At 64.4% G+C, this 25,556-nt stretch carries 22 protein-coding genes, 1 tRNA gene and 2 pseudogenes; 17 read left to right on the forward strand and 8 right to left on the reverse strand.

Annotation, left to right across the window (positions count from 1 at the left end; all coding sequences use genetic code 11):
• Window positions 1–608, reverse strand: a pseudogene (locus tag DM868_RS13605) (RNA-guided endonuclease TnpB family protein); the annotation flags it as partial.
• Between the two features lie 226 nt (window positions 609–834).
• On the opposite strand from DM868_RS13605, the gene DM868_RS13610 reads away from it, so the two are divergent.
• A complete protein-coding gene (locus DM868_RS13610; protein ID WP_137277451.1) occupies window positions 835–1,455 on the forward strand; it encodes a LysE family translocator in 621 nt (206 codons plus the stop codon).
• 31 nt (window positions 1,456–1,486) lie between these two features.
• Here the strand turns inward: DM868_RS13610 and DM868_RS13615 are convergent, their stop codons facing one another.
• Window positions 1,487–2,188, reverse strand: coding sequence for an HD domain-containing protein (locus tag DM868_RS13615; RefSeq protein ID WP_137277387.1), 702 nt, complete (start codon window positions 2,186–2,188; stop codon window positions 1,487–1,489).
• Window positions 2,189–2,413: 225 nt separating this feature from the next.
• On the opposite strand from DM868_RS13615, the gene DM868_RS13620 reads away from it, so the two are divergent.
• The 3 genes from DM868_RS13620 (at window position 2,414) to lysA (ending at window position 5,172) form a co-directional block, all read left to right on the forward strand.
• Complete coding sequence (locus DM868_RS13620) at window positions 2,414–3,013, forward strand: metal-dependent hydrolase (RefSeq protein WP_137277388.1); 600 nt, start codon at window positions 2,414–2,416, stop codon at window positions 3,011–3,013.
• Window positions 3,014–3,138: 125 nt separating this feature from the next.
• Window positions 3,139–3,885 carry a GNAT family N-acetyltransferase gene (locus tag DM868_RS13625; protein WP_246049128.1) on the forward strand — a complete coding sequence of 249 codons (747 nt, stop codon included), beginning with the start codon at window positions 3,139–3,141 and terminating at the stop codon, window positions 3,883–3,885.
• Between the two features lie 42 nt (window positions 3,886–3,927).
• A complete protein-coding gene (lysA, locus tag DM868_RS13630; protein WP_137277389.1) occupies window positions 3,928–5,172 on the forward strand; it encodes a diaminopimelate decarboxylase in 1,245 nt (414 codons plus the stop codon).
• A 79-nt stretch (window positions 5,173–5,251) separates the two neighbouring features.
• Here the strand turns inward: lysA and purB are convergent, their stop codons facing one another.
• Window positions 5,252–6,634 carry an adenylosuccinate lyase gene (gene purB / locus DM868_RS13635; protein ID WP_137277390.1) on the reverse strand — a complete coding sequence of 461 codons (1,383 nt, stop codon included), beginning with the start codon at window positions 6,632–6,634 and terminating at the stop codon, window positions 5,252–5,254.
• Between the two features lie 196 nt (window positions 6,635–6,830).
• Between purB and purH the strand changes: the two genes are divergently transcribed.
• From purH to DM868_RS13685, 10 genes are all read left to right on the forward strand, one after another.
• Window positions 6,831–8,402, forward strand: coding sequence for a bifunctional phosphoribosylaminoimidazolecarboxamide formyltransferase/IMP cyclohydrolase (gene purH / locus DM868_RS13640; protein ID WP_137277391.1), 1,572 nt, complete (start codon window positions 6,831–6,833; stop codon window positions 8,400–8,402).
• 5 nt (window positions 8,403–8,407) lie between these two features.
• Entirely contained in the window at window positions 8,408–9,688 is a 1,281-nt protein-coding gene (locus tag DM868_RS13645) for an initiation factor 2B (RefSeq protein ID WP_137277392.1), read from the forward strand.
• A gap of 52 nt (window positions 9,689–9,740) precedes the next feature.
• Window positions 9,741–11,036, forward strand: a complete 1,296-nt coding sequence (gene aglM, locus DM868_RS13650; RefSeq protein ID WP_137277393.1) for a UDP-glucose 6-dehydrogenase AglM — start codon at window positions 9,741–9,743, stop codon at window positions 11,034–11,036.
• Window positions 11,037–11,077: 41 nt separating this feature from the next.
• The gene (trmY, locus tag DM868_RS13655; protein WP_137277394.1) at window positions 11,078–11,671 is read left to right on the forward strand and encodes a tRNA (pseudouridine(54)-N(1))-methyltransferase TrmY; all 594 of its coding nucleotides are present in this window, start codon (window positions 11,078–11,080) and stop codon (window positions 11,669–11,671) included.
• 68 nt (window positions 11,672–11,739) lie between these two features.
• Window positions 11,740–11,812 (forward strand) — tRNA-Pro (locus tag DM868_RS13660).
• 750 nt (window positions 11,813–12,562) lie between these two features.
• Window positions 12,563–13,186, forward strand: coding sequence for a hypothetical protein (locus DM868_RS13665; RefSeq protein ID WP_137277395.1), 624 nt, complete (start codon window positions 12,563–12,565; stop codon window positions 13,184–13,186).
• 266 nt (window positions 13,187–13,452) lie between these two features.
• Window positions 13,453–15,408, forward strand: coding sequence for an AMP-dependent synthetase/ligase (locus tag DM868_RS13670; protein ID WP_137277396.1), 1,956 nt, complete (start codon window positions 13,453–13,455; stop codon window positions 15,406–15,408).
• 122 nt (window positions 15,409–15,530) lie between these two features.
• Window positions 15,531–16,088 carry a serine O-acetyltransferase gene (cysE, locus tag DM868_RS13675; protein WP_246049131.1) on the forward strand — a complete coding sequence of 186 codons (558 nt, stop codon included), beginning with the start codon at window positions 15,531–15,533 and terminating at the stop codon, window positions 16,086–16,088.
• Window positions 16,089–16,118: 30 nt separating this feature from the next.
• Window positions 16,119–16,724: a DNA-3-methyladenine glycosylase family protein gene (locus tag DM868_RS13680; RefSeq protein ID WP_137277397.1), complete on the forward strand. Its 606-nt coding sequence runs from the start codon at window positions 16,119–16,121 to the stop codon at window positions 16,722–16,724.
• Between the two features lie 122 nt (window positions 16,725–16,846).
• On the forward strand, window positions 16,847–17,227 hold the full coding sequence (locus DM868_RS13685) for a cupin domain-containing protein (RefSeq protein WP_137277398.1): 381 nt from the start codon (window positions 16,847–16,849) through the stop codon (window positions 17,225–17,227).
• A gap of 17 nt (window positions 17,228–17,244) precedes the next feature.
• On the opposite strand, the gene DM868_RS13690 is transcribed toward DM868_RS13685, so the two are convergent.
• The 5 genes from DM868_RS13690 to DM868_RS13710 all read right to left on the reverse strand — a co-directional run bounded on the left by DM868_RS13690 (window position 17,245) and on the right by DM868_RS13710 (window position 21,902).
• Complete coding sequence (locus DM868_RS13690) at window positions 17,245–19,074, reverse strand: FAD-binding protein (protein WP_137277454.1); 1,830 nt, start codon at window positions 19,072–19,074, stop codon at window positions 17,245–17,247.
• Window positions 19,075–19,117: 43 nt separating this feature from the next.
• Window positions 19,118–19,975, reverse strand: coding sequence for a succinate dehydrogenase/fumarate reductase iron-sulfur subunit (locus tag DM868_RS13695; RefSeq protein WP_137277399.1), 858 nt, complete (start codon window positions 19,973–19,975; stop codon window positions 19,118–19,120).
• Between the two features lie 2 nt (window positions 19,976–19,977).
• Window positions 19,978–20,343 carry a succinate dehydrogenase hydrophobic membrane anchor subunit gene (locus DM868_RS13700; RefSeq protein ID WP_137277400.1) on the reverse strand — a complete coding sequence of 122 codons (366 nt, stop codon included), beginning with the start codon at window positions 20,341–20,343 and terminating at the stop codon, window positions 19,978–19,980.
• Window position 20,344: 1 nt separating this feature from the next.
• A complete protein-coding gene (sdhC, locus tag DM868_RS13705) occupies window positions 20,345–20,737 on the reverse strand; it encodes a succinate dehydrogenase, cytochrome b556 subunit (protein ID WP_137277401.1) in 393 nt (130 codons plus the stop codon).
• Between the two features lie 148 nt (window positions 20,738–20,885).
• Window positions 20,886–21,902 carry a succinylglutamate desuccinylase/aspartoacylase family protein gene (locus DM868_RS13710; protein WP_137277402.1) on the reverse strand — a complete coding sequence of 339 codons (1,017 nt, stop codon included), beginning with the start codon at window positions 21,900–21,902 and terminating at the stop codon, window positions 20,886–20,888.
• Window positions 21,903–21,998: 96 nt separating this feature from the next.
• On the opposite strand from DM868_RS13710, the gene DM868_RS13715 reads away from it, so the two are divergent.
• The 3 genes and pseudogenes from DM868_RS13715 to DM868_RS13725 all read left to right on the forward strand — a co-directional run bounded on the left by DM868_RS13715 (window position 21,999) and on the right by DM868_RS13725 (window position 25,490).
• Complete coding sequence (locus DM868_RS13715; protein ID WP_137277403.1) at window positions 21,999–23,345, forward strand: putative ATP-dependent zinc protease; 1,347 nt, start codon at window positions 21,999–22,001, stop codon at window positions 23,343–23,345.
• 50 nt (window positions 23,346–23,395) lie between these two features.
• Window positions 23,396–24,583 (forward strand): bifunctional sugar-1-phosphate nucleotidylyltransferase/acetyltransferase, encoded by a 1,188-nt coding sequence (glmU, locus tag DM868_RS13720; RefSeq protein WP_137277404.1) that lies wholly within the window; start codon window positions 23,396–23,398, stop codon window positions 24,581–24,583.
• Between the two features lie 74 nt (window positions 24,584–24,657).
• Window positions 24,658–25,490, forward strand: a pseudogene (locus DM868_RS13725) (SDR family oxidoreductase).
• Window positions 25,491–25,556 lie beyond the last annotated feature (66 nt).

Here is a 25,556-nt window from a genome sequence, read left to right on the forward strand (position 1 = left end):
TTGCGTCGAACGTACTTCGCCTCACCACCCGACACCAGCATTGACTCACCCTCACCGTAGGCCGTCACAGCGAGGATGTGGCGTTCGCCAATATCGACACCGATGGTCGTCTCACCCGATGTATCGGCGTCGTACTCGACATTGAACGTACAGTACCAGTCGTCACCACGGCGGTACACTTGAAGTCGCGTCTTCTTCGCGTCACCCTCGACCAGTCGGTCTACGGGGTCGGCAATGTCGTCGTACACTTCGATAGGCGTGTACCACCATTGAGAGACGCATGGGAAGCCGACGACGACTGTGCCGTTCTCGGTCGTGTCGAGTTCCCAGTTCTGGTTGTTGACGGCGAACGGTTGACTCTCTCGGTAGCGAACCTCTCCGTCCTTGTTGTGGTCGGATTTCGCCTCTCGGATGGCTTGGTTCTGGATCGCCGAGTAGAGGCCGTTGTCAATGCTGGCAGTGGTCACGGATTTGCCGAAGTCGCCGTTCTCCCATCCGTCGATACAGAACTGCTTGGTGTCGCGGTAGAGACGAGTGGTGTGTTGCCATTCTTTCCTCCGTGAGAGGGATGGGTTGTGGAACTTCGCGGTGACAGTCACCGTGGCCATTACAATTGTAATTTAGTCTGTTATTTTAAGAAACTATTGGAATATCAGGCCGTGCTATCGGCGGTAGTTCGTGAAAGGTGGTGTCGGATTCATCCCCGCGCTAAAGCACGGGGCTTTCTCCTTGAATCTCCGTAAGACGGCGCTCCGAGCGCCGACGGCACGTTTTTATATTCGTAGCTGAAAGGCCGCGTCGATGGCCATTGTCGAAACGCTCATCGTGGGCGCCATCTTCGGGTTGGCGCTCGCTGCGCCACCGGGACCGATGAACGCGATCATCGCCGAGGAGTCCGTCCTTCGCGGCTGGCGCGCGGGCTTCAAAACGGGGTTGGGCGCGATGACTGCGGACGTGGTGTTCTTCTTTTTCGCACTCTGGGGGATCGTCACGTTCGTTCGGGAGCTGCCGGCGCTCCGGGAGGCGATGTTTCTGGTCGGTGGCGGGCTGATGCTGTACTTCGCCTACGGGGCCGCCCGGAGCGCGCGCACGCAGTTTCAACGCGCTGCGACGCCGGACAGTCGCGGCTTTTCGAAGGCGTTCGTCTTGTCTTTGACCAATCCCTACCAAATCCTCTTTTGGCTCACGGCCGGCGTCGGGCTATTGACGCCCGGAACGGTCGACGTCCTCTCGTACGCGAGCGACTCGCTGTCCGACATCGTCGTCGTCGAAACCGGGAGCGCGGCGCTGGTCGTCGGCCTGTTCTGTGGCGTCGCCGGATGGATCGTCGGCTTCCCGGCGGCGCTGACCGCGGCAAAGTCGAAGACGGAGGCGCTCACGCCGATCGTCGCCTACGGGAGCGCGGTCGTCCTCGGCGGGTTCGGCGTCTACTTCATCGTGGACGTGCTCGTGTAGCGAGCGTCGTCTGTCCGCACCGGGATCGTCGCTACTCCGGATCGAGTTCCGGCGGGTCGGTCGGCTCCATCGCGGCGATTTCCTCTTCGAGCCACTCTTTGAACCACCGGACGCGTTTGATCCGCTGGTAGGCGATGCTTTCGGCGGTGTCGGATCGGACGCGGGAGATGGCGTCCTCGCCGCGTTCGAGGACGCGACCCACCATCTCGTTGGCGTCCATGTGCGTTCTCGATTCGTAGCCCATCCGCAGGAGCATGAGCGTCGTCCCGTTCGCGCCGACCTTGTCGAGGAGGTCCGCCTCCATGAGACACCGCGTTTCCAGCGCGACGTTCGCCAGATCGCCCTCGTAGGAGTGCTCTTCGACGGCGTTGCACACCTGCGTGATGAACGAGTCGGGGTAGTCCGTCCGCGAGCGGAGGTACTCGCGGGCGACACGAGCCCCGGCCTCGGCGTGAACGTCCTGATCCGCTTCGAGTTTGGCGATGTCGTGAAACAGCGCCGAAACACGGGTGACGTCGACGTTGGCCCCCTCGTTTTCGGCGATCTCGGCGGCCAGTTCGGCGACGTTGAGGATGTGGTTGTAGCGGTACTCCGCCGAGTGCCAGGGGTACCACCGCATCCGGCCACCCTCCTCCTCGCCCTCGATGCTGGCGGCGAGATAGTCGTAGACGAACCGCTTCATCTCATCGTACTCTTCGCCCGAAACCGGCGACTCCGCTATTTCGACACCCATGTACCCACCCCCACAGTGTGGAAAACGAACGCATCAATCATCTTGTCGGTATGAAGGGTAGTTCGACTCTTTAGGTTTACGACACCGTCGGGGATCGATCTCGGTCCATCTCCGATCGCATCCGCGCGCGACATCGGCGGCGACAGGAACCGATTCGAGCGTGTAGACAGCTAGCACCCGCCGCAGCGTCGGCGTTATATGCCGGGAGTGTGTTCGTTCGAACGTATGATGCTGCCGACGCACGCGCTCGTGGGGATGGCGCTTGCGCTTCCGATCGCGCTTTTCGCCCCGGAGCTAGCGCCAGCGGCGCTTTTGGGCGGATTCGTCGGCGGGATACTCCCCGATCTCGACCTGTATTCGGGACACCGAAAAACGCTGCACTTCCCGACGCTGTACCCCCTGAGCGCCGCTCCGGCGGCCTTCCTGGCGCTCGTCTGGTCGACACCGGTGACCACCGCCGCCGCGTTCGTACTCGTCGGGGCAGCAGTCCACTGCCGGATGGATATCTACGGCGGCGGACTCGAACTCCGCCCGTGGGAGGCGACCTCCGACCGCGCGGTGTACGATCACGTCGCTGGCAGGTGGATTCCGCCGCGACGGCTCGTCACGTACGACGGCTCGAAGGGCGATCTCGGGATCGCGCTCGTCGTTGCCGCACCGCTGCTGGCGCTCGTCGAGGGAACTTTCGTCGCGCTCGTCGCGGGGGCGGTCGCCGTCAGCATCGCCTACGTACTCCTTCGCCGTCGACTGGCGGCGCTCGCGCCGGTCGTGTTCGGTCGAGTTCCGAGCCCTCTCTCGCAGTACGTTCCCGCCCGATACCGATAGTCGGGCGTCCGTTTCGACGCCCAGGAACATCGAGGCCGATCCGGAGACGCCGATCCACGCTGGCTCTCCGGGTCGATCAGGAGAAGTGACCGAACGTTCATATAATTTCACCATCATTTAGTTTTATGGTATCTCGTGTGGGATCTACTGACATGGAGATCCGCGAAGCCACGGCTGAAGACGGTCCAGCAGTTCGCTCCATCGCGCTGCAGTCGATGGAAGCGTCGTACTCGTTGAGCCCGACTACCATCGAAAGCGCGATCCAACAATGGTACGGCGACGATCGCTTCGACGACCTCCTCGCGGACGACGACGTGCTTATCCTCATCGTCGAGCGCAACGAGGAACCCGTCGCGTTCTCCGAGAGCGCCCTCATCGACGACCGGGGAGATATCCACTGGATCCACGTCGCCGCGATGCATCGTGGCGAGGGGATCGGGCAAGCGCTCTACGAGGCGACGCGCGAGCGACTCGAAGCTGAGGGGGCGGAGACGATCCGCGGGCTCGTTCTCGCCATGAACTCCGAGGGGAACCGCTTTTGGGAGGAACACGGGCTCCACTACATCGGCGAGCGGACCGTCGATATCGACGGCACGTCGTTCGTCGAGAACATCTACATCGATCAGGAGGTCGTCGAACTCGAACCGATCGTCGTGGACGATCAGGATCTGTTCATCGATCGCGGAGACGCCGAACGCGGCTCCGAGGGTCCGTTCTACACGGTGTACACCGACGAGGAGTGCGAGAACCGCTACAGCTACTACTGTGGGAACTGCGGGACGCTCATCACCGCGATGGACACCATGGGACGGCTCTCCTGCGACGAGTGTGGAAACCAGTTGAAACCGACCCGATGGGACGCGGCCTGGTGAGAAGCGGAACCCTTGTTAGCGGCCGTCCCGCCAGTGTATGCAATGAGTCTCGTCGATAGCGCGGCGATCAAGCGGCTCGCCGACTGGGACGGCGACCGCCTCGAACGACTCGCCGCCGCGCACGATACCCCGCTGTACGTCACCGACCACGACCGGATCCGCGAGAACTTCGCCCGATTTGACGCGGCGTTCGACTTCGCCCACGTCATGTACGCGGCGAAGGCCAACACCGGACGGGCGGTCATCCAAACGCTGTACGACGCCGGAGCCGACATCGAGTGCGCCGCCGCCGGCGAACTCGACCGGGCGTTGAAGGCCGGTGTCGCTCCCGAGGATCTCCAGTACACCGCGGTCAATCCACCGGATCGCGACCTCGATTACGCGGTCGATCTCTGGGCGGACACGCCCGAACTGACGATCACGGCGGGCGCGGAGATGACGCTCGATCGCCTCGAATCGCGCGGCTTCGACGGCCGCCTTGCGATCCGCGTCAACCCGGGGATCGGGACCGGTCACCACGAGAAGGTTGCCACGGGGAAGGACGCGAAGTTCGGCGTCGCCTACGACGAAGTGCCGGAACTCGTCGCCGACGCTCGCGAGCGCTTCGAGTTCGTCGGGCTACACGCCCACGTCGGGAGCGGCGTCCTCTCCGGCGACCTCGACGACCATCGGCGCGCGCTGCAGAAAGTCGCCGACCTCGCCGAGCGCGTCGGCAGTCTGGAGTTCCTCGACCTCGGCGGCGGGTTCGGCGTTCCGTACCGCCCCGAGGAACCGCCGCTCGACATCGAGGCGGCCGCCGAGATGGTCCGTGAGGTGACCGACGGCGTGGACGCGACGATCGCGCTCGAACCGGGGCGCTACCTCCTCGCCGACGCCGGGGCGCTTCTCACCCGCGTCAACACGGTCAAGGAGACTCCGGAAACGCGCGTCGTCGGCGTCGACGCCGGGCTCACCGCGTTGATCCGCCCGGCGATGTTCGATTCGTATCACCACATTAGGAACGTGACCGGCGGCGACCGCGAGCCGGTCGAATCGAGCGTCGGCGGCCCACTTTGCACCAGCGCCGACGTGTTCTGCACCGATCGACCGATCCCGCGCGCTGAGGCGAACGATCTGCTCGCGATCGGCAACGTCGGCGCCTACGGGATCAACCTCGCGAACCAGTTTCACTCCCAGCCAAAGCCCGGCGAGGTCGCCATCGAGGGCGACGACGAGCGCGTGACGCGACGGCGGGAGACGTTCGAGGATTTGACGCGGCTGGAGGACGAAGTGCCCGGCGATCAGTGAGCCGTATCGAGCGTTGGGGACCGTCGCTCACCCGAGAACAACGCCGAAAAGACGCGTTTTCATCGAACGCGGACGCGCCTCACAGCTCGTCGACCAGTTCGTCGCCGTAGCCGGTGTAACCGGCGGGCGTCAGCGCGTGGAGTTCCTCGCGCACGGACTCGTCGACGTCGAGGTCGTCGAACAGGTCGCGGAAGTCCTCGAGCGTGGCCCGTTGGCCGCGGGTGAGCGCCTTGATCCGCTCGTAGGCGTCCGTGTCGCCCTCGCGTCTGAGGATCGTCTGGACGGCCTCCCCGATCACCTCGGGATTGGCTTGCAGCTCCTCGCGCATGACCGTCTCGTTCGGCGTCACCTTCGAGAGGCCGTTCGCGGTTTTTTCATAGCCGATGAGACAGTGTGCCAGCGCCGCGCCGACGTTCCGTTTCACCGTCGAATCCGAGAGGTCCCGCTGGAGTCGGGAGGTCGTGACGTAGTCGGCGAGGAAGGTGAGATCCGAGTTCGCCTTCGTCAGATTCCCCTCGCTGTTCTCGAAGTCGATAGGGTTCACTTTGTGGGGCATCGTCGAGGAGCCGGTCTCGCCCTCGACCGCCTCCTGTCCGAGGTAGCGATCGGAGACGTAGAGCCACACGTCGAGATCGAGATCGCGCAGCACGTTGTTGACGCCGCGGAGGGCGTCGAAGACCGCCGCGAGGTCGTCGCAGGGGTTGACCTGCGTCGACAGCGGGACGTGTTCGAGACCGAGCGACTCGACGAACGCTCGGGAGAACGCCCGCCAGTCCACGCCGGGGTAGGCGGCGCGGTGGGCCGCGTAGGTCCCCGACGCGCCTGCGAGCTTCCCCGAGAGCTCGTCGTTCGCGGCGTCGAGGCGGCCGAGCGCGCGGCCGAGGCGGGCGGCGTACACCGCGAGCTCCTTGCCGTACGTCGTCGGCGTCGCCGGTTGCCCGTGGGTCCGAGCCAACATCGGAAGGGTGCGATACTCCCGCGCGTCGGCGGCGAGGTCGTCGCGAAGGTCGCGGATCGTCGGAACGAGGACCTCGTCGACGGCGGGCTTGAGCAACAGCCGGTGGGCGAGGTTGTTCACGTCCTCGCTCGTCAGCCCGAAGTGGACCCACGGCCCCTGGGACTCCTCATCGGGGAGATGCAGTCGAACGAAGTACTCGACGGCCTTCACGTCGTGGTTTGTCGCGGTGTAGCCGGCGTGGCCCTCGGTCTCGAGCCCCTTTATCACGTCGGCGTCGTCGGTGTCGAAGTCAGTGTAGAGTCCCCGAAGCGCCGATCGCGTCGCCTCGTCGAGTTCCAGCGGCGTCGCGTCGAGATCCGCCAGCGCGAGGAGGTACTCGACCTCAACGTGAACGCGCGCTCGCATGAGCGCGGCCTCGCTGGCGTATTCGGTGAGCGGTTCCGTATAGCGTGCGTACCGGCCGTCCAGCGGTGAAACGGCGTGTAGCGGCCCCCGATCTGTCATACGTGTGGCTCCGGCGAGCCGTTGAAAAAGGGTGTCGATCGACGGCTCCACGCTGACCGCTCCGAGCGAAGATAATGCATTATTGTGTACATATACTGCCATTATACACACGTGTCCCGAAAAAATATGCACGTAGTTGCATTATCGATCGAACGCAACCGCAACTACTTTGCGTTGGGCGGAGTCGACTTCAGATATGAAACTCGCCGGCATGGCTTCGAACCGCGGTCGGAATCTGCTTCACATGGCTGACACCGCGCCGGGCGGTGCGGAGTTCGCGGTCGTCCTCTCGAACGAGGAGGGCGCGCCCATCATCGAGGGCGCGACGGAGCGCGGCATCCCGACCGAAGTCGTCGCGCGCGACGACGATGAATCGCGGGAAGAACACGAGCAGCGGGTCATCGAGCGCCTCGACGGATACGACGTCGACCTCGTCTGTCTCGACGGGTACATGCGTATCCTAACGGAGACGTTCCTCGAGGCGACCCCGCGGACGCTCAACGTCCATCCGTCGCTGTTGCCGTCGTTCCCGGGGATTGACGCTCACGAGCAGGTGCTGGAAGCGGGCGTCTCCGTCACCGGCTGCACCGTCCACGTCGTCGACGAGACGGTCGACGGCGGGCCGATCGTCACCCAAGAGCCGGTCCCGGTCTACGATGGCGACGGGACGGACGATCTCAAACGACGCGTCCTCCACGAGGCGGAGTTCAGCGCGTATCCGCGCGCAGTGAAGTGGTTCGCCGAGGATCGCGTCACCGTTACCGACGGCGACGTGACGGTCGACGGCGACGACGGCGGGCAGTTTCCCGCGCGCCGACTCACCAGCGAGGACCGCGGGCGTGAACTCCGCTACGGCGAGAACCCCCACCAGGACGCCGCGGTGTATCTCGATGAGGCCTGCGAGGAGGCGAGCGTCGTTCACGCCGGCCAGCTGAACGAGGGCGCGAAGGCGCTGTCGTACAACAACTACAACGACGCCGACGGCGCGCTGAACCTCATCAAGGAGTTCGCCGAGCCCGCGGCGGCGGTGATCAAACACACGAACCCCGCCGGCTGTGCGACCGCCGACGATCTCGCGTCGGCCTACGAGTCCGCTCTCGCGACCGATCCGATGAGCGCTTTCGGCGGCATCGTCGCCTTGAATCGCGAGTGCGACGCCGCGACCGCGGAGGCGATCACCGACTCGTTCAAGGAGGTCGTCATCGCGCCCGGCTACACCGATGCCGCCCTCGACGTCCTCTTCGAGAAGGAGAACCTCCGAGTGTTGGATGTCGGCGACCTCGACGAGATCTCCGAACCACTCGTCGAGGGCGATCTCGTCGGCGGTCGGCTGGTTCAAGAGCGCGATCTCCAGTCGATCTCGCTCGCGGACCTCGAGGTCGTCACCGATCGCGAACCGACCGACGAGCAACTCGAAACGATGTGTTTCGCCTGGCAGACGATCAAACACGTCAAGTCCAACGCGATCCTCTTTGCGACGGACACCGAGACCGTCGGCGTCGGGATGGGCCAGGTCTCTCGCGTCGACGCCGTCCGGCTGGCGGCGATCAAGGCCGACGAGCACGCGGAGGGGAAAGACGCCGAGGGCGCCGTGATGGCGTCTGACGCCTTCTTCCCGTTCCCCGACGGCATCGAGGTCGCCGCCGAGGCGGGCATCGAGGCGGTCGTCCAGCCCGGCGGCTCGGTGAACGACGAGGACGTGATCGCGGCCGCGAACGAACACGACATCGCGATGGCGTTCACCGGCCAGCGGGCGTTCAAGCACTGAACTCGATGGCCCGAGAGACCGATCGAGCATCGTTCGCGACGATCTTCTTCCGGCACGACGCGGCGGTGCTTCTCACTCGATCGCGCGGGTCGGTAGAGGCCGACGACGAGGCGTTCGACGGGGCATGGGATGCGGTGACGATCCCGGTCGACGCGACGCCAGCGACGGTTCGGGACCGACTCGGGGCCCGGCCTGAGATACCACCTGACGCGACGCTCGTCGAGGTGGGAGAACCGTATTCCACGCCCGTACCGGACGGCCGCGAGGCGACCGCTGTCCCGGTGCTGCTCGACTGCCGGTCGCGGACGTTCGATGTTCCGGCGGACGCGACCGATCGTGAGTGGGTTCCGCCGACCGAAATGCTCCGCCGCGAGACGCGAGACGGGCTCTGGGAAGCGTACGACCGCGTTCGACCGACGCCGGAGACGCTGCGGACGGACACCGAACACGGCTCGGGATACATCTCGATTCGCGCGATGGAGGTCGTCCGTGACGCCGCGGGGGCGATCGTCGGCGGCGAGGATCGACCGGACGACGAGTGGGCAACGATCGCCGAGATCGCCGACGACGTGCTGGCCGCGCGGCCGAGCATGGCGGCGCTGGCCAACCGGGTGAACCGGATCCTCTGGCGTGCCTCGGACGACCGACGCGCGGCCGCCGTCGAATCGATCGCCGTCGAAGAGCTCGAAACCGCGCTGCGCGCGGACGAACGCGCCGCGAGCGAAGCGGCGGCGAACGTCGACGACAACGTGGTTCTCACGCTCTCTCGGTCCGGGACCGTGTTACCCGCGCTGACGAGCGGCCCCGAGCGCGTGATCGTCGCCGAATCCCGTCCGGCACGCGAGGGGATCGGCGTCGCAGAGCGCGTCGCAGACGCCGGAATCGACGTGACGGTGTGCGTCGACGCGGCGATCGCGCACGTCCTCGCGACCGAACGGGTCGACGCGGTGCTGTTGGGCGCGGACACGATCCTTCGTGACGGCACGCTCGTCAACAAGGTCGGCTCGCGCGGGGCGGCGATCGCGGCCGCAGCCGAGGGGATTCCGGTGTACGCCGTGACGGCGACCGACAAGATCAGCCCGGCTGGAACGCCGACGCTAGAAGACGGCCCGGACGAGGAGGTGTACGACGGCGACCGCCGTGTCGACGTGTCGAACCCGACGTTCGATACGACGCCGTCGTCCCACCTCACCGGACTCGTCACCGAGGACGGGATATTGGATATCTCTGCGGTGAGAGACGTCGCAGACGCACACGCCGAACGCGCAGCGTGGGATCGAGCCTGAAAGCAGAGCCGGAGAGCCCAACGCTCAAATCCTCGCGCCGAGAAGGCGGGATATGAACGCAAGCGTCGTCGGGAGCGGCTACGTCGGGACGACCCTGTCGGCCTGTCTCGCCGACATGGGCCACGAAGTGACGGCGATCGACATCGATGAGGAGACCGTCGAGCGCCTCAACGGGGGCGAAGCGAGGATTCACGAGCCGGGGCTCGGTCCGCTCCTCTCGGCGTACGCCGGCGGTCGCCTGCAAGCAACGACGGAGCACGTCGCCGCGGCAGAGACGGACGTAACCTTTCTCGCAGTCGGGACGCCGTCGAACCCCGACGGCTCGATCGACGCCTCGATACTGCTCGCTGCGGCCGAGGATATCGGTCGCGCGATCGCCGACAAGGACGGCTACCACCTCGTCGTCGTCAAGTCGACGGTCATGCCGGACGTGATCGACGAGGAGGTGATTCCGCAGATCGAAGCCGCCTCCGAGAAGACCGACGGAGAGGAGATCGGCGTCGCTGTCAACCCGGAGTTCCAGCGGGAAGGGAGCGCAGTGCGGGACTTCATGGAGCCCGACAAGATCGTGCTGGGAACGGACGGCGACGAGCGCGCGCTCGACATTCTGGCCGAACTCTACCAGCCGCTCGTGAGCGACTGGGAGGTGCCGGTCGTCGAGACAGGGCGTCGGGAGGCCGCGATGATCAAGTACGCCAACAACGCCTTCCTCGCGGCGAAGATCAGCCTGATAAACGACCTCGGCAACGTCTGTAAGCTGTTCGACGTCGACGCCTACGAGGTCGCCGACGCGATCGGCCTCGACGACCGGATCGGCGAGCAGTTCCTCCGCTCGGGCGTCGGCTGGGGCGGCAGCTGCTTCCCGAAAGACACCGCCGCGCTCGTCGCCGGGGCCAGGGCCGCCGGCTACGAACCGCTGATGATCGAGGCGGCGGTCGAACTCAACGACCGCCAGCCCGAGCGCCTGCTCGAACTCCTCGACAGGCACGTCGATGTCGAAGGAAAGCGGATCGCCGTGCTGGGCCTCGCGTTCAAGCCGGGCACCGACGACATCCGCGGGACGCGCGCGAAGCCGGTGATCGAGGGGCTGCTCGCCCGCGGTGCGGACGTCGTCGCCTACGACCCGCTCGCCGCCGAGACGATGGCCGAGGAGTTCCCCAAGATCGAGTACGCCGAGTCGGCCGCTGAAGCGCTGGAAGACGCCCACGGAGCCGCGGTCGTGACCGACTGGCCCGAGTTCGCCGATCTCGACGCGGCGTTCGACGCGATGGCCAACCCCGTCGTGATCGACGGCCGACGGATCGTCGAGCGCCGACGCGGGATCGTCTACGAGGGGCTGACCTGGTGAGAAACCGGACGCGCTATACGCGTCGGTAGCGAGCGATCGGTATGCGCCAGTTCGTCCTCCTCGCCCACGAACTCGCCGCCCCGGACGCGGCCGATCTCAGCCTCGACGACCTCCCGGGGACGGGCCGGCTCGACCTCCTCTCGCGCTGCGTCACAAGCGCGCTGTTGCTCTCGCACGATATCCGCGAAGACGTCCGGGTTCACCTCGTCGCCGACGGCTACGTCGTCCGGTTCGAGGGCGCAGACCTCCGACGGATCAACCCCGACGAGCGCTCGACCGCGGCGCGCATCCGCGACGCCTTCGCCGCGCGCGAGGGCGCGATCGGCGCGATGGCTGCCACGCCCTCGCCGGGCGTCTCGATTCGGCGGGGGGACTTCGAGACGGTGCTCGACGACCTCGAGGACGTGACGCTTCTCGAACTCCACGACGACGGTCGGCCCGTCGTCGATCTCGACCCGCCGGAGAACCCCGCGTTCGTCCTCTCGGATCACCGCGACTTCACCGACGAAGAGGCCGACCTGCTCGCAGCGCGCGCCGACAAGCGGGTGTCGCTCGGCCCGCGAATCCTGCACGCCAACCAGGCGATCACCGTCGCGCACAACTACCTCGACACGGACGGCTATCGGGATTACTGACAGTCGATCGCACGCTTATATCCGACATTCGGAAAGATTAAAAGATCCAACGGCTTTTGTTCGAGTGCGGGCCGGTGGGGTAGCTTGGTATCCTTCGGCCTTCGGGTGGCCGTAACCACGATTCAAATTCGTGCCGGCCCACTTTCTGCCCGCGCCCCAACGACCGCGAGCGACAGCGAGCGGTCCAGGGGCGCGTGGCACGACGCGACGGCTGAATTCGAATGAAACCAGACGCAGCACCGAACGCAGTGAGGTGACCGTCTGGCCGTGATTCAAATTCGTGCCGGCCCACTTCTCCCGCATTTTATGTGTCGTCATTCTCCGTGTCCTCACGGGAAGGAACGACCGACGTGCGAGTGGCCGACGTACGCAAAAGCCAGTAAGTGTCCGTCGACCCGTTGGCCGCATAAAACAGGTACACTGTGACCTTCTCCTCGCGGTAGCCGGCGGGGCTTCCCACGGCACCGCACCGCTGGGTTGGGATGTTTGCTGGTTTAGGAGCTGTCGGCATGACGGGCCGATGGCGGGGCCACACCGCCGGTACTCCTCTCCCGGCTGGGGACTCGGAGGTATTTTGACGGAGACACCACAGCGGTTCGGGAGGGTGTCTCGAACGTTCTGGGCCTCGGAGTCCCGATATTGTGCATTTGAGTGGGCGGTGTGACCGCTTCGGTGTACGTCATGGTACCTAACGATTCCACGTACCTATCCGTATTGCTGTTGAACAAGGTTCGTGTCGGCGTTGTCCGATTCACGCCCGTCGTGAACGACGGGGTTCTCTCCTTGAACAAAGATAGATAGGTGCGACCCAATGTGGGACATTCTCGGCCGTTCAAGCCGTGCTTGAAGCTATTCAACAGGGTCAATACAATATGGGTAGGAGCCATTATAGTGGATATGCTGAGTAGACGTCGTGTACTGTTCGGTGTCGGCTCACTAATCTTCGGAGGCGGTGTAATCTTGGGAACTGGTGCGTTCACCTCGGTGCAGGCAGAGCGCGGGGTCAGCGTTGAGACGACCGGTGACGCGAGTGCACTTTTAGCACTTGATGCAACGAACGCGACGAACGGTGCATACGCAAGCGAAACCGGTGACGATGGCCAGTTACAAATTGATATAGGAGACCTCAGTGATCCGTCGAGAGATCAGACGGTAGAGACGGGCGGATCTGGAGTGAATAAAAACGCCATCACGATTATTAAAGATATTTTCGTGGTGAGGAACCAAGGAACCCAGACGGTTGAGGTCAAATTAGAGTCAGTTAAAGATGATAATGGGAATCAGAATATAGTCCCAGACCGGCCGGGGAATATATCACTTAATAAAGACAAAGTTTATATTTGGTTCAATGAGTGGGGCGACGATTCAGATGACGTGGAAACTCCTGAGTATGAAACCAGCCCAGTTACGTTAGATGTTGGAGAGCAAGTAGAGGTTGATATGGCTATTCAACTTGAGGGAGACTACACGCGGACCTTCGGAAATATCGAATTAATTGCAGAAAGCACCCAATAGGTGAGTATCCGCAGCCGCTCTTTGGTTTGTCGTTTGGAAGCGTTGAAGTTGATCGAACGCTCCAGGTGACGAGTTGACACCAGCGAGTCCTCGTCAACACCTCGATAATTTGCTCATCGAGTGTGCACATCCAGTCGGCTTGTTTCCAGGCCATGCTACGAGCCGGTCACCCTGCTGGCGGTTACCCGATCGTTTATAAGAACTCGAAAACGTCCAAAATGGCCCCGAATTAATATATCAGGCTCGCGTGGATCACGACAGCAGCCATGTCCGGAGACACCGCCGCCCGCCTCGACGCCGAGCGGGCCTACGAGGACGGGGTGATCGGCGACACGACGATCTCCCGCCTATTCGAGGAGAGCGCCGATCGGTACGCAGACCGCGACGCGCAATGGTACAAGGGCGGGATCTACGAGCGCTCGCTGGCCCCCGATGTGGTGGCGGCGGCGCCGGCGGGGGAGTACGCGTCGCTGACGTACGCGGAGATGCGGGAGATCGTCCGCAACCTCGCGGCCGGCTTTCGCGGGTTGGGCGTCGAATCGGACACCAAAGTCGGCATCTTCGCAAACACGCGCATGGAGTGGGCACACACCGACCTGGCGTTGCTTGCCGCCGGCGGGGTCGTGACGACGGTGTACACCGAATCCTCGGCCGAGCAGGTGCAATATCTGCTCGACGACCCCGATGCGGCGGGCGTCGTCGTCGAGAACGCCGAGCTCCTCGAACGGCTCTTGACGGTCGAGGACGACCTCGATCTCTCCTTCATCGTCGTCATCGACGAGGTCGACGGCTATGACGACCGCGACGACGTCCACACGCTCGCGGCGGTCCACGAACGCGGGTCGGAGGCGTTCGACGAGACGACCTACGACTCGTGGATCGACGAGCGCGACCTCGACGACCTCGCGTCGTTGATCTACACCTCCGGCACGACCGGCAAGCCGAAGGGCGTCCGATTGACGCACCGGAACTTCCGATCGAACGTCAACGGCATCCGCAAGCGGTTTTCGGATCGCCCGGACAAACCCGAGGGAACGCCGTCGATCGACGAGACGGATCGCGTTCTCTCGTTTCTGCCGCTCGCGCACGTCTTCGAGCGCGTCTCCGGGCACTTTCTCATGTTCGGCAGCGGCGCGACGGTCGCCTACGCGGAGTCGCCCGAGACCGTCGGCGAGGACATCGTCACCGTCAGCCCGACGAGCGCCTCCTCGGTGCCACGGGTCTACGAGCGCATCTACGACAGCCTCCGCGAGGAGGCCCCGGAGGCGGTGTTCGAGCGAGCGGTCCCGATCGCCCGCGAGTGGGCGACGACCGACGATCCCGGCGTGGGACTCCGGATCAAACACGCGATCATGGATCGGCTCGTCTACTCGTCGGTCAGAGAGAAACTCGGCGGCAACGTCGAGTTCTTCGTCAGCGGCGGCGGCAGCCTCTCGAAGCGACTCGCCGAACTGTTCGACGGGATGGGGATCCCGATTCTCGAGGGATACGGGCTCACCGAGACGTCGCCGGTCGTCTCGGTCAACCTCCCTGAGGACTACCGATCTGGTACGCTCGGCCCGCCGCTGTCGAACGTCGAGGTCCGCCTCGACGAGTCGGTCGTCTCCGAAGAGCAGACGGCGGCCGCCACGGGCGCGATCGGCGAACTCCACGTCAAGGGGCCGAGCGTCACCGACGGCTACTGGAACCGCCCGCGAGAAACCGAGAAGGCGTTCACCGACGACGGCTGGTTCCGGACCGGCGACATCATCGAAGAGACCACCGACGGCTACCTGATCTATCACGATCGGATCAAACAGCTCATCGTCCTCGACACGGGCAAAAACGTCGCTCCGCAGCCGATCGAGGACGAGTTCGCCACCTCCGGTCGGATCGATCAGGCGATGGTGATCGGCAACGACGAGAAGTTCGTCTCGGCGCTCTTCGTGCCGAACTTCGAAGCAGTCCGACGGTGGGCCGAGACCGAGGGGATCGACCTCCCGGACGATACCAGAGCGATCTGTGCGGACGAACGTGTCATCGAGTACATCGGCGAGGAGGTCGAGATGGTCAACGGGAGCCTCTCCGAGCACGAGCGGATCAAGGAGTTCCGGCTGGTCTCCTTCGAGTGGACTCCGGAGAATGATCTGCTGACGCCGTCGATGAAGATCAAACGCCGGAACGTTCGCGAGGAGTTCGGCGAGCAGATCCGCGATATCTACGGAGACGACGACACGGCGTAGCGCTCGCACATCGGCACACGGCGAAACGACCGACAGTTTTTATATCCTCGTTCCCGGAATCCGAGCACGAGACGCGCTGCGGCAACCGCTTTCGATACCGGTTACTCGACGTCGAGTTCGCGATGCATCCACTCATGCTACTCGAGACGATCAAAGAGGACGTTCGAACCGCCCGCACGAAGGACCCGGCTGCGACGGGGTTCATCACCGTCGCGCTCCTGTACTCGGGCGTGCACGCCGTCTGGGGCCACCGGATCGCCAACCGACTGTGGACGAGCGGCTTCCGATTCTCCGCGCGCTTTCTCTCACAGTTCGTCCGGTTTCTGACCGGCGTCGAGATCCACCCCGCCGCCGAGATCGGCCGCCGACTGTTCATCGACCACGGGGCAGGCGTCGTTATCGGCGAGACCGCCGAAATCGGCGACGACGTGCTGTTGTACCACGGCGTCACGCTAGGCGGCGATTCGATGCGACGCGAGAAGCGCCATCCGACGCTCGAGGACGGCGTGACGGTCGGCGCGAACGCGACGTTGCTCGGCGACATCACCGTCGGCGAGGCGGCGTCGGTGGGGGCGGGCAGCGTCGTCGTCGACGACGTGGCACCGAACACGACCGTCGTTGGCGTCCCGGCCGAACCGGTTGACAACGCGAACCGATCCCGACGCACCACCTCCCGATGAGTTTTCTCCGCGGCCCACCGAGGAGATACCGTGAGTTCGCCACACGACGCCCTGGAGTCCGACCCATACATCGGGCCGCTGATCGAACGATACGGTCGGCTCGAACTCGATCCCGCAGCGGATATGTTTCAGCGCCTCGTCATCGCTATTCTCCGACAGCAGGTCTCGATGGCCGCCGCGGAAGCGACGAGAGAGCGGCTCTTCGAAGCCGTCGACGTGACGCCGGCCGACCTCGCTTCGGCGGACGAGACCACGCTTCGCGACTGCGGGCTCTCTAGACAGAAGGCGGACTACGTCCGGAACGTCGCCGAAGCGTTCGAATCGACGTACGATCGCGCGTACTTCGAATCGCTCGACGACGAGGTGGTCATCGACGAGTTGACCACGATCAAAGGCGTCGGCGAGTGGACCGCCCGGATGCAGCTTTTGTTCTCGCTCGGCCGCCCCGACGTGTTCCCGGTTGGCGATCTCGGCGTCCGGAAGGGGATGCGAACGCTGTTCGACGACGAGATGAGCCGCGAGGCGATGGTCGAACGGGCCAAGCGGTGGACACCGTACCGGAGCTACGCGACTCTCTATCTGTGGCGGATGGACGAGGACATCGCCGAATCGGTCACAGAGGTCGACGAATCATAAGCAGAACTCGGCTGTCTCGAAACCGACGATACCGCGATCGGACCGCGAACGCGACTGCCAGAGCCAACGAAACACTTCAACTCGGGCGTGAAACCTATTTCGGTGGGCGTCGAAGCGCTCTCATGAGCACGTACAAACGCGTCAACTACCGCGAGATAGCGCCCGTTTCCGGCGGGATGCACTTCCTCCGAGAACCCCTCGACAGCGAGCGCGTCGGTGTGACAATCACCCGATGTGAACCGGACTGGAACAGCAGACCGCACGATCACACCGAAAACGGCCACGAGGAGATCTACGTCCTCATCGAGGGCTCAGCGACCGTCGTCGTCGACGGCGAGGAAATCGGGATGGAGAGCGGCGATGCGATCTGGATCCCGCCCGAGGCGACCCGACAGATCCGAAACGGCGAGGAGGAGAGCGCGTTCGTCTTGGTGAGTGCACCCGCCTCGATCGAGCCCGAGGGAAGTGACGCCAAGTGGAGCACGGACGGGTTTGTCGGCTGAAAAGAGCTCGTTCGTCGTTAGTACGAGCGGACCTTCGGCTCGTACTCTTTCTCCTCGCCCTCGAGGACCACGGGTTTGTAGTAGAGTTTTGGCTTCCCGTCGTTCCACGAGATCATCGTGTGCTTGAGCCACTCGTCGTCCTTTCGCTCTTGGTGGGCGCGCCGCCAGTGTGCGCCGCGGAACTCATCCCGCGCGAGCGCGCCGAGCGCGATCGTCTCGGCGATGTCGATGAGATTGCGCGTCTCGATCGTGTGGATCAAGTCGGTGTTGAACGTCCGCGAGGGGTCCGAAACGGCGACGTTCTGATATCGCTCGCGACACTCTTTGATGACCTCCAGGGCCTGTTTCAGACTCTCTTCCTCCCGGAAGACGTTGACATTCTCCGTCATCGCTTTCTGAAGATCCTCCCGGATCTCGGCGTGGTTCGTGCCGTCGCGTTCGAGCATGTCCTCGACGCGTTGACGTTCGGACTCGACGGCATAGTCGACGACCTCGGCGGGTTCGACCAACGCGCCGTCGGCGGCGACGTCCTCGTCGCTCGCGTCCAGTGCGCCCGGTTCGACCGGCGTGTCGAGCCCGTCCTCGGGCTCCGTCGCCGCGGACGGGCCGGTAGGCACTTGCGCCTCTCCGAGGTCCCGGCCAGCTGCGTGGTGGCCGGCGCGGGCGCCGAAGACGATGAGCTCCGGTAGCGCGTTGCCGCCGAGGCGGTTCGAACCGTGAACCGACGCGCACGCACACTCACCGGCGGCGTACAGGCCGGTGATGCACGTCTCGCCGTGCTCACTCGTCTCGATGCCGCCCATGTGGTAGTGTTGGCCGGGCTTGACCGGCATTGGTTCGACGACCGGGTTGACGCCCTCGAAGTCCTCCGCGAGGTGGATGATGTTCTCGAGGCGGTCGTAGATTCGCTCCTCGCCGAGGTGGCGCATGTCGAGGTAGACGTACTCGTCGTTGATACCGCGGCCCTCGTTGACCTCGGTTAACTCGGCGCGGGAGACGACGTCGCGTGAGGCGAGTTCGCCGGCGTTGTTCGCGTAGCCGTGTTCGAACATAAACCGTTCGCCCTCGCTGTTGTAGAGGATGCCGCCCTCGCCCCGGACACCCTCGGAGATGAGGACGCCGGTCGACGGGAGCGTCGTCGGGTGGAACTGGACGAACTCCATGTCCTCGACAGGGACGCCCGCGCGATACGCCATCGCGGGGCCGTCACCTGTGTTCGCGACGGCGTTCGTGGTGTGGTCGTACACCTGTCCGTCGCCGCCCGTCGCAAGGATGACGCCGTTTCTCGCTCGGAACCCGACGATCTCGCCTGATTTGATGTCGTAGGCGGCACAGCCGTGACATACACGATTTTCGGGGTCGTCGTGGTCCGTCACGGCGAGTCGGCTGACGTAGAACTCGTCGTACACCCGGATTCCCCGTTTGACGACCTGCTCGTACATCGTGTGCAGCAGGTGATGACCAGTTTCGGCCCCGGCGTACGTCGTTCGCGGGAACGAGAGACCGCCGAACGGGCGTTGGGAGACGCGACCGTCGTCCTCGCGAGAGAAGGGCATCCCCCAGTGTTCGAGCTGAATGACCTCCTCGGGAGCGTCCTGTGCGAGCGTTTCGATGGCGGGGGCGTCGCCGAGGTAGTCGGACCCCTTCATCGTGTCGTAGGCGTGGAGTTCCCAGTCGTCGCCGTCGCGCAACGCCGCGTTGATGCCGCCCTCTGCGGCACCGGTGTGCGAGCGGACCGGGTGGAGCTTCGTGACCATCGCCACGTCGGCTCCTTCCTCGTCGGCCGCGATCGCGGCCCGGAGTCCGGCACCGCCGGCCCCGACCACGATCACATCGTGTTCATGTATTGTCATTGTCTGTAGTTCGTGTTTGATATTTATTAGCGTGCCGCTACCAGAACTTGAGGTTGCTCTTGACGGCTTCGCGTTTCAGTTCCTGAATATGCTCGGTCAGTGGGATGTCCTTCGGGCACACCTCGGTGCAGGAGAACTGCGTCTGACAGCGCCAGACGCCGTGTTCCTGTTCGATGATGTTGAGCCGGTGTTCTTTCATCTCCGCGCCCTCCCGCTCGTCCATCGCGAAGCGGTAGGCCTTGTTGATCGCGGCCGGCCCGAGATACTCGTTGTCGCCGGCGGCGATGTTACACGAGGACATGCACGCGCTACACCAGATGCAGCGCGTGGACATCTTGACCTTCTCTCGGTTCTCGCGGGTCTGTCGCTGCTCTTCGCCAGACGGGAGTTCGTTCGTCTGGAAATACGGCTCGACGGCTTCCATCTGATCGTAGAAGTGCTCCATATCGACGACGAGGTCCTTGACGACCTCGGCGTGCGGGAGCGGTTCGATGCGGACCGGCCACTCTAGGTCGACCATCTGGGTCTTACAACCGAGCTGCTGGCGGCCGTTGACGAAGAGCGCATCGGAGCCGCAGATCGCCTGCCGACAGGAGTGTCGGAAGGTGAGACTCGAATCGAAGTGATCGCGCGCGTAGATGAGCGAGTCGAGCACCGTCATCCCCTTGTAGAAGGGAACCTCGAACGTGTCGAACCGGGGATCCTTCTTGCCCTCGACCTCGGGGTCGTAGCGGAACACCTTGATTCGAACCGTCTCGTCGGCGTCGGAGAGATCGGCCTCAGCGCGCTCGCGCATGTCCGCGCGCTCTCGCTTGTCGGCCAGCCGCTGCTGTTGGTGTTCCGACGTCTCCTCGCTTTCGGTCTCGGTTTCCGGTTCTTGAATTTGCGTACTCATGGTTAGAACAACCCCGTCATGGCGCTCGCGACGCGAATCCCCTGAACGACGAGGAGCGTTCCGGCGGCGACGAGCGACCACTTGATGACGGTCTGTTGGGTGCCGTCGAGACCCTGGTTGACGAGGGCGTTGTAGACGCCGTTGACGCCGTGGAACGCCCCGGCGATCAAGAACAACACCATCGTGATGAAGTAGCCGACCTGGCTCATCCGAACCTGCGTCCCCGCGAACGTGATGTCCGCTGCGTGGTTGACAAAGTGCAACAGCAGGAAGTGATACGCCAACACGACTACCAGAAACGCGGCCGTGATGCGCTGCAGTAGCCAGCGCGTCCCCTTCGGTTCGAACGAGGAGTAGTGTTCAGCCATGTTAGAACGCCCCCAAAAGGAACGTCGGAATACTCGCGACCGTGATGGCCCCAGTTGCGATCATAGCGGCGTAAAACGCCTTGTCCTGTGCGTCCAGTCCGACACCGAGATCGACGAAGAGCAGGCGGACCCCGTTGAGGATGTGGAAGACGGCGACCGCAAGCAGTCCGACTTCGAGGAAGCGGACGACGAGCAGGCTCTCCAGCCCCTGGAGCGTCTGGGTATAGGTCGCTCCGTCCACTGTGGCGGTGCTCAGTACGGCTACGTGCGTGAACAGATAGCCGATGAGCACCCAACCGGTGAACTTGTGGAAGATCCAGGCCCACATACCGGCGGAGAACTCCTGCCATCGCCCGAAGTCCTCTATCAGACCCCGGTCGTACGATTGACTCATGCAACGTATTGTGAGGTCCCCGCCGGTATAGTAGTTACTACCTGCGAACGTGTCACAGACGGCAACGAGCAGATATCGCCGCAAAGGCGACGGGTTCGACGGGCGCGTCGAGAACGCATGGAGCGGGGGTTCGATCCCACCGGCGGTCTCAGACGCGATCGACCGGTTGGCTCTGACTCTGTCTGAATGCCCGGAGCGTCGGCCCATCGAGGGCGACCAGATGACACAGAGGATTGCCCGGATAGACGAGGGGGTTCTCCGGAACACCGATGAGAAGCCCGGTAAACGGCGCTTCGACGACCGTCACGTCCGTCTTGAACGGGTTCGTGATCGTACAGACGCGGTCGCCCGCCTCGACGAGCGAGCCGCGATCGTGATGCATTTCGACCAGACCACCCGCGTCGGCCCGGAGCCACGTCTTCTCGTCTGACCCGTCGATGATCGTCCGCCAGCCGGGCCATTTGACGGTCTCGGTTTCAAGCAGCCCGAACTCCGCCATCACCGAGAGGACGCCCTCCAGCGCCGAGTCGATCAACGGGCGCTGGAAACGGTGGGCCTCGCCCAATTCGATCGTGATCGTCGACGTTCCGGCCTCGCTCGCCTCCCGACGGAGCGAGCCGCTCGGCCCCTCACTAGCGATGATGACGTTCGAGGCGAAGGCGTTCGCGACCCGAGCGACGGACGGATCCTCCATGTCCCCGCGGACGTGGAGCATGTTGCTCCGCCCGCGTGTCGACGTGTGAAAGTCGAGGCCGATATCACACGGCTCGATGAAGTTCCTGAACACCCTTGCGGCGATCCGTTTGGCGCTGGTCGAGGAGCCGTCGCCCGGAAAGGAGCGATTCAGATCCCGGTCGTAAATGGGGAGATACCGCTGTTGGGCGATGAAGCCGGGGACGTTGAGCACCGGCAGACAGATGAGCGTCCCACGGAGCGCCGAGTGATCCCACTCGTGGGCGACCTCCCGAACGATCTCGATCCCGTTGAGTTCGTCGCCGTGTGCCGCCGCCGTGAGACAGAGCGTCGGACCATCCCGCTCGCCGTTGATTATCGTCACGGGGATTCGGACCGGATCGCCGAGGTACGTCTCGCTGACGGTAAAGCGGATGTTCGCGATTTCTCCCGGATCGACCGCCCCGCCGTCGTACGTGAATCTCGGAGCCACACCCGAGCCACGGCGGGCATCCGTATAAGCGCGCGGACACCGCCGAGAGAGTCGATAGATCGGCAGCGTTTTGCCCGAATCAAACGCAGATCGAGTATGTCGAATTCACTCACCGTCGGCGTTCTCAGCCTGCACAGTTCCAAGGAGACGAAAGCGATACTGAACGCCGTCGACGACCTCGGCTACGAGACGGAGTGGCTCCGCGCCGAAAACACCGCCGTCGACATCACGGACGGGACCGTGACGCTCGACCCCGATGTCGACATCGTCGTCAATCGCCTGCTGCTCTCGAAGGAAGAACAGCCCGCGGAGGCGCTCGGGCTGGCGACGATGCTCGATCGGATCCGCCCGGTGTTGAACACGCCAACGGCGACGATGACCGCGATGCACAAGTTCGCCTCGGGGACTGCCCTGGCGGAGGCCGGACTGCCCGTTCCGGACGCGCTGATGGCGCTTTCGGGTGACATCCTGAACGCGGGACGCGACCGGTTCGGCGAGGAGGTCGTGTACAAGACGGCGATCGGAACGCACGGGGGCGGCACCTGGAAACTCGACACCGACGATCCCGTGAACCCGATGGTCGGCTCCAGACAGGCGTTCTTGCAGGAACTCATCGAACACGACGGGATGCGCCACCACGACCTCCGGATCTACGTCGTCGGCGAGCGCGTCGTCGGCGCGATGAACCGGTACGCGCCGGAGGGCGAGTGGCGGACGAACGTCGCGTTGGGGGGCGACGTCGAGGACGTGACCGACGACCTGCCCGATGAGGTCGTGACGATGGCCAAGCGAGCGACCGACGAGATCGGGCTCGACTACGCCGGCGTCGACATCGTAGAGGGTGAGGACGGCTACCACCTCCTCGAAGTGAACCCGACGGCCGGCTTCCGGGGACTGTTCAAGGCGACCGGGCGCTCGCCGGCACCACATATCGCCCGCCTCGCGATCGAGCGGGCCGGCGGCGACGTCGACGCCGACCGAGTCTACGATCTGACGGCGAACCTCGACGATTCGCGACCGGCGTGTATGCCGCGCCCCGAAAAGAGTTCGCTGACCGAAACGCTAGTGATCGGCTACGTCGAGGAAGTAGTCGCCATGGGGACGAGCGGACAGCGAACCGTGATGGCGAAATCAGACACCGGGGCGACGCGGACGAGCATCGATGCCCACCTCGCCGCCGACATCGGAACCGGACCGATCAAGGACATCGTCAAGATCAAATCGGGCAGCGTCAAGTCGAGTCGATCGCGACCGGTCGTCGACCTCGTGGTCGGCGTCGGCGGCAAACAGCACACCGTGACAGCGAGCATCGAGGACCGAAGCCACATGGACTATCCGCTCCTTTTGGGCCGGGACATCCTCGAGAACTACCACGTCGATGTCCGCCGACGCGCCGACGAGAGCGAGCCACTGGCGCTCGACGACACGAGGCTCGAAGAGTAGGGCAGCGTAACGCCCAACGGTTTTTATCCGATCCAGGCGAAAGCGGCTGCATGCAGACAGTCATTCTCGCCGCCGGCGAGGGAACGCGGATGCGACCGCTGACGGAGGCGGTGCCCAAACCGATGCTCCCGGTGGCCGATCGGCCGCTCTGTGCGCACACGGCTGACGCGGCCGTCGAGGCCGGTGCGTCGGAACTCATCTTCGTCGTCGGCTACGAGGCCGACGCCGTACGTGAATATTTCGACGACGAGTACCGTGGTGTCCCCGTGTCGTTCGCCGTCCAGCGCGAACAGCGCGGAACCGCGGACGCAGTGCGGGCGGCGAGAGACAGACTCGACGGCCCGTTCGCAGTGCTCAACGGCGACAACATCTACGATCCCGAGAGCGTGGCCAATCTGTTCGAGGCCGCCCCGTCGATCGCTGCGATCGAGGTCGAAACGCCGGAGAACTACGGCGTGCTCTCCACGGACGGGGCGGGCGAGCGCGTGACCGGAATCGTCGAAAAGCCCGACGACCCGCCGTCCACGCTGGCGAACGCCGGCGCGTACGCGTTCCCCGAGGCGGCGATCGAGTGGCTCGACGTCGGCGAGAGCGAGCGCGGCGAGTACGAGATTACGGACGTGGTGTCGAAAGCGATCAAGGCGGAGGCGGTGACGCCGGTGACGCTCACACGGTGGCTCGACGTCGGGCGGCCCTGGGAGCTGTTGGCGGCCAACGAGTGGAAGGTCGGCGAGTTGGAGCGCCGCATCGACGGCGAGGTTCGGGGCGGTTCGGAACTCCGCGGCGACGTCGTGATCGAGGCGGGCGCGACCGTCGAGCCGGGCGTCGTGATCGAGGGGCCGGCGATCGTCCGCTCGGGCGCGGACGTCGGACCGAACGCCTACGTTCGCGGCGCGACGTTGATTGGGGAGAACTGTCACGTCGGCCACGGCGTCGAGATCAAAAGCAGCGTACTCATGTCGGGAACGAACGTGCCGCACCTCTCGTACGTCGGGGATAGCTTACTGGGACAGGACGTGAACTTCGGGGCCGGAACGCAGGTCGGAAACCTCAGACACGACGGCGAGCACGTCGAACAGACCGTGAAGGGCGAACGCGTCTCGACGGGTCGGCGGAAGTACGGCGTCGTCGCCGGTCCCGGCGCGAAAACGGGGATCAACACCAGTCTCGCACCGGGACTCGTCCTCTCGGCGAACGCGCGGACGGCGCCCGGCGAATCCGTCACCCGCGATCGATAACCGAATAAACTGCAAACGAGTTGTACCGATGCCGCTGGCCCGGGTTTTATCTCCGTCGCAGTGAACCGAGACACATGTCGCTCGAAAAGCCGGATCTCTCCGGACAGACGGCCTTCATCACCGGGACGACCCGCGGAATCGGCAGGGCGATCGCCCTCGCGTTGGCCGAGCGGGAGACGACGACTACGGCGAGGACGAGGGGTTAGAGGGAACGATCGAGCAGACCGCCGGCGAGTGCGAGGAGTTCGGCGTCGAAGCGCTTCCGATCGAACTGAACGTCCGCAAGGAGGGGAGCGTCGAGAACGCCGCCGAGAAAGCGATCGATCGGTTCGGCGAGGTCACCGTTGTGATCAACAACGCGAGCGCGATCCAACTCGCGAACGTCGAGGACCTCCCCGCGGATCGGTTCGACCTCCTGACGGAAGTCAACGTTCGCGGGACATACCTCGTCGCGCGGGCGTTCGTCGATCACCTCAAGCAGGTGGACGAGGACGCGTGGCTCCTCGCGAACGCGCCGCCGGTGACCGTCGACCGCGCGCCCGGCGAATCTCCGTACGCGTGGTCGAAACTGGGGATGTCGTTTCTCACGCTCTCGCTCGCGACGGAGCTCTCCGGGCACGACGTCGGCTGTAACGCCTTCTGGCCGGTGACGGCGATCGACACGCGCGCGACGCGTTACTTCGGGTTGGGAACCGAGGACGACTGGCGCTCACCCGAGATCGTCTCCGACACCGTTCTCGAGATACTGCGCCGCGATCCGGCCGAGTACACTGGGAACGCGGTGTACGACGAGGAACTCCTCGGGGAGGCGGGCGTCGAGGACTTTTCACGGTACAACCTCACGGCGGGCGATCCGGCGCCGATGTCCGCACAGCTGTTCGACCCCGAGTACGAGCGGTCCGAATGAGGCCGATCAGCCGAACGGGCGGGCTCCCGTATCAGCCAAACATAATCGTTCATATGCGTGCCCCCG

It is taken from the genome of Natronomonas salsuginis, from assembly GCF_005239135.1.
In the GTDB taxonomy this organism is placed as follows: domain Archaea; phylum Halobacteriota; class Halobacteria; order Halobacteriales; family Haloarculaceae; genus Natronomonas; species Natronomonas salsuginis.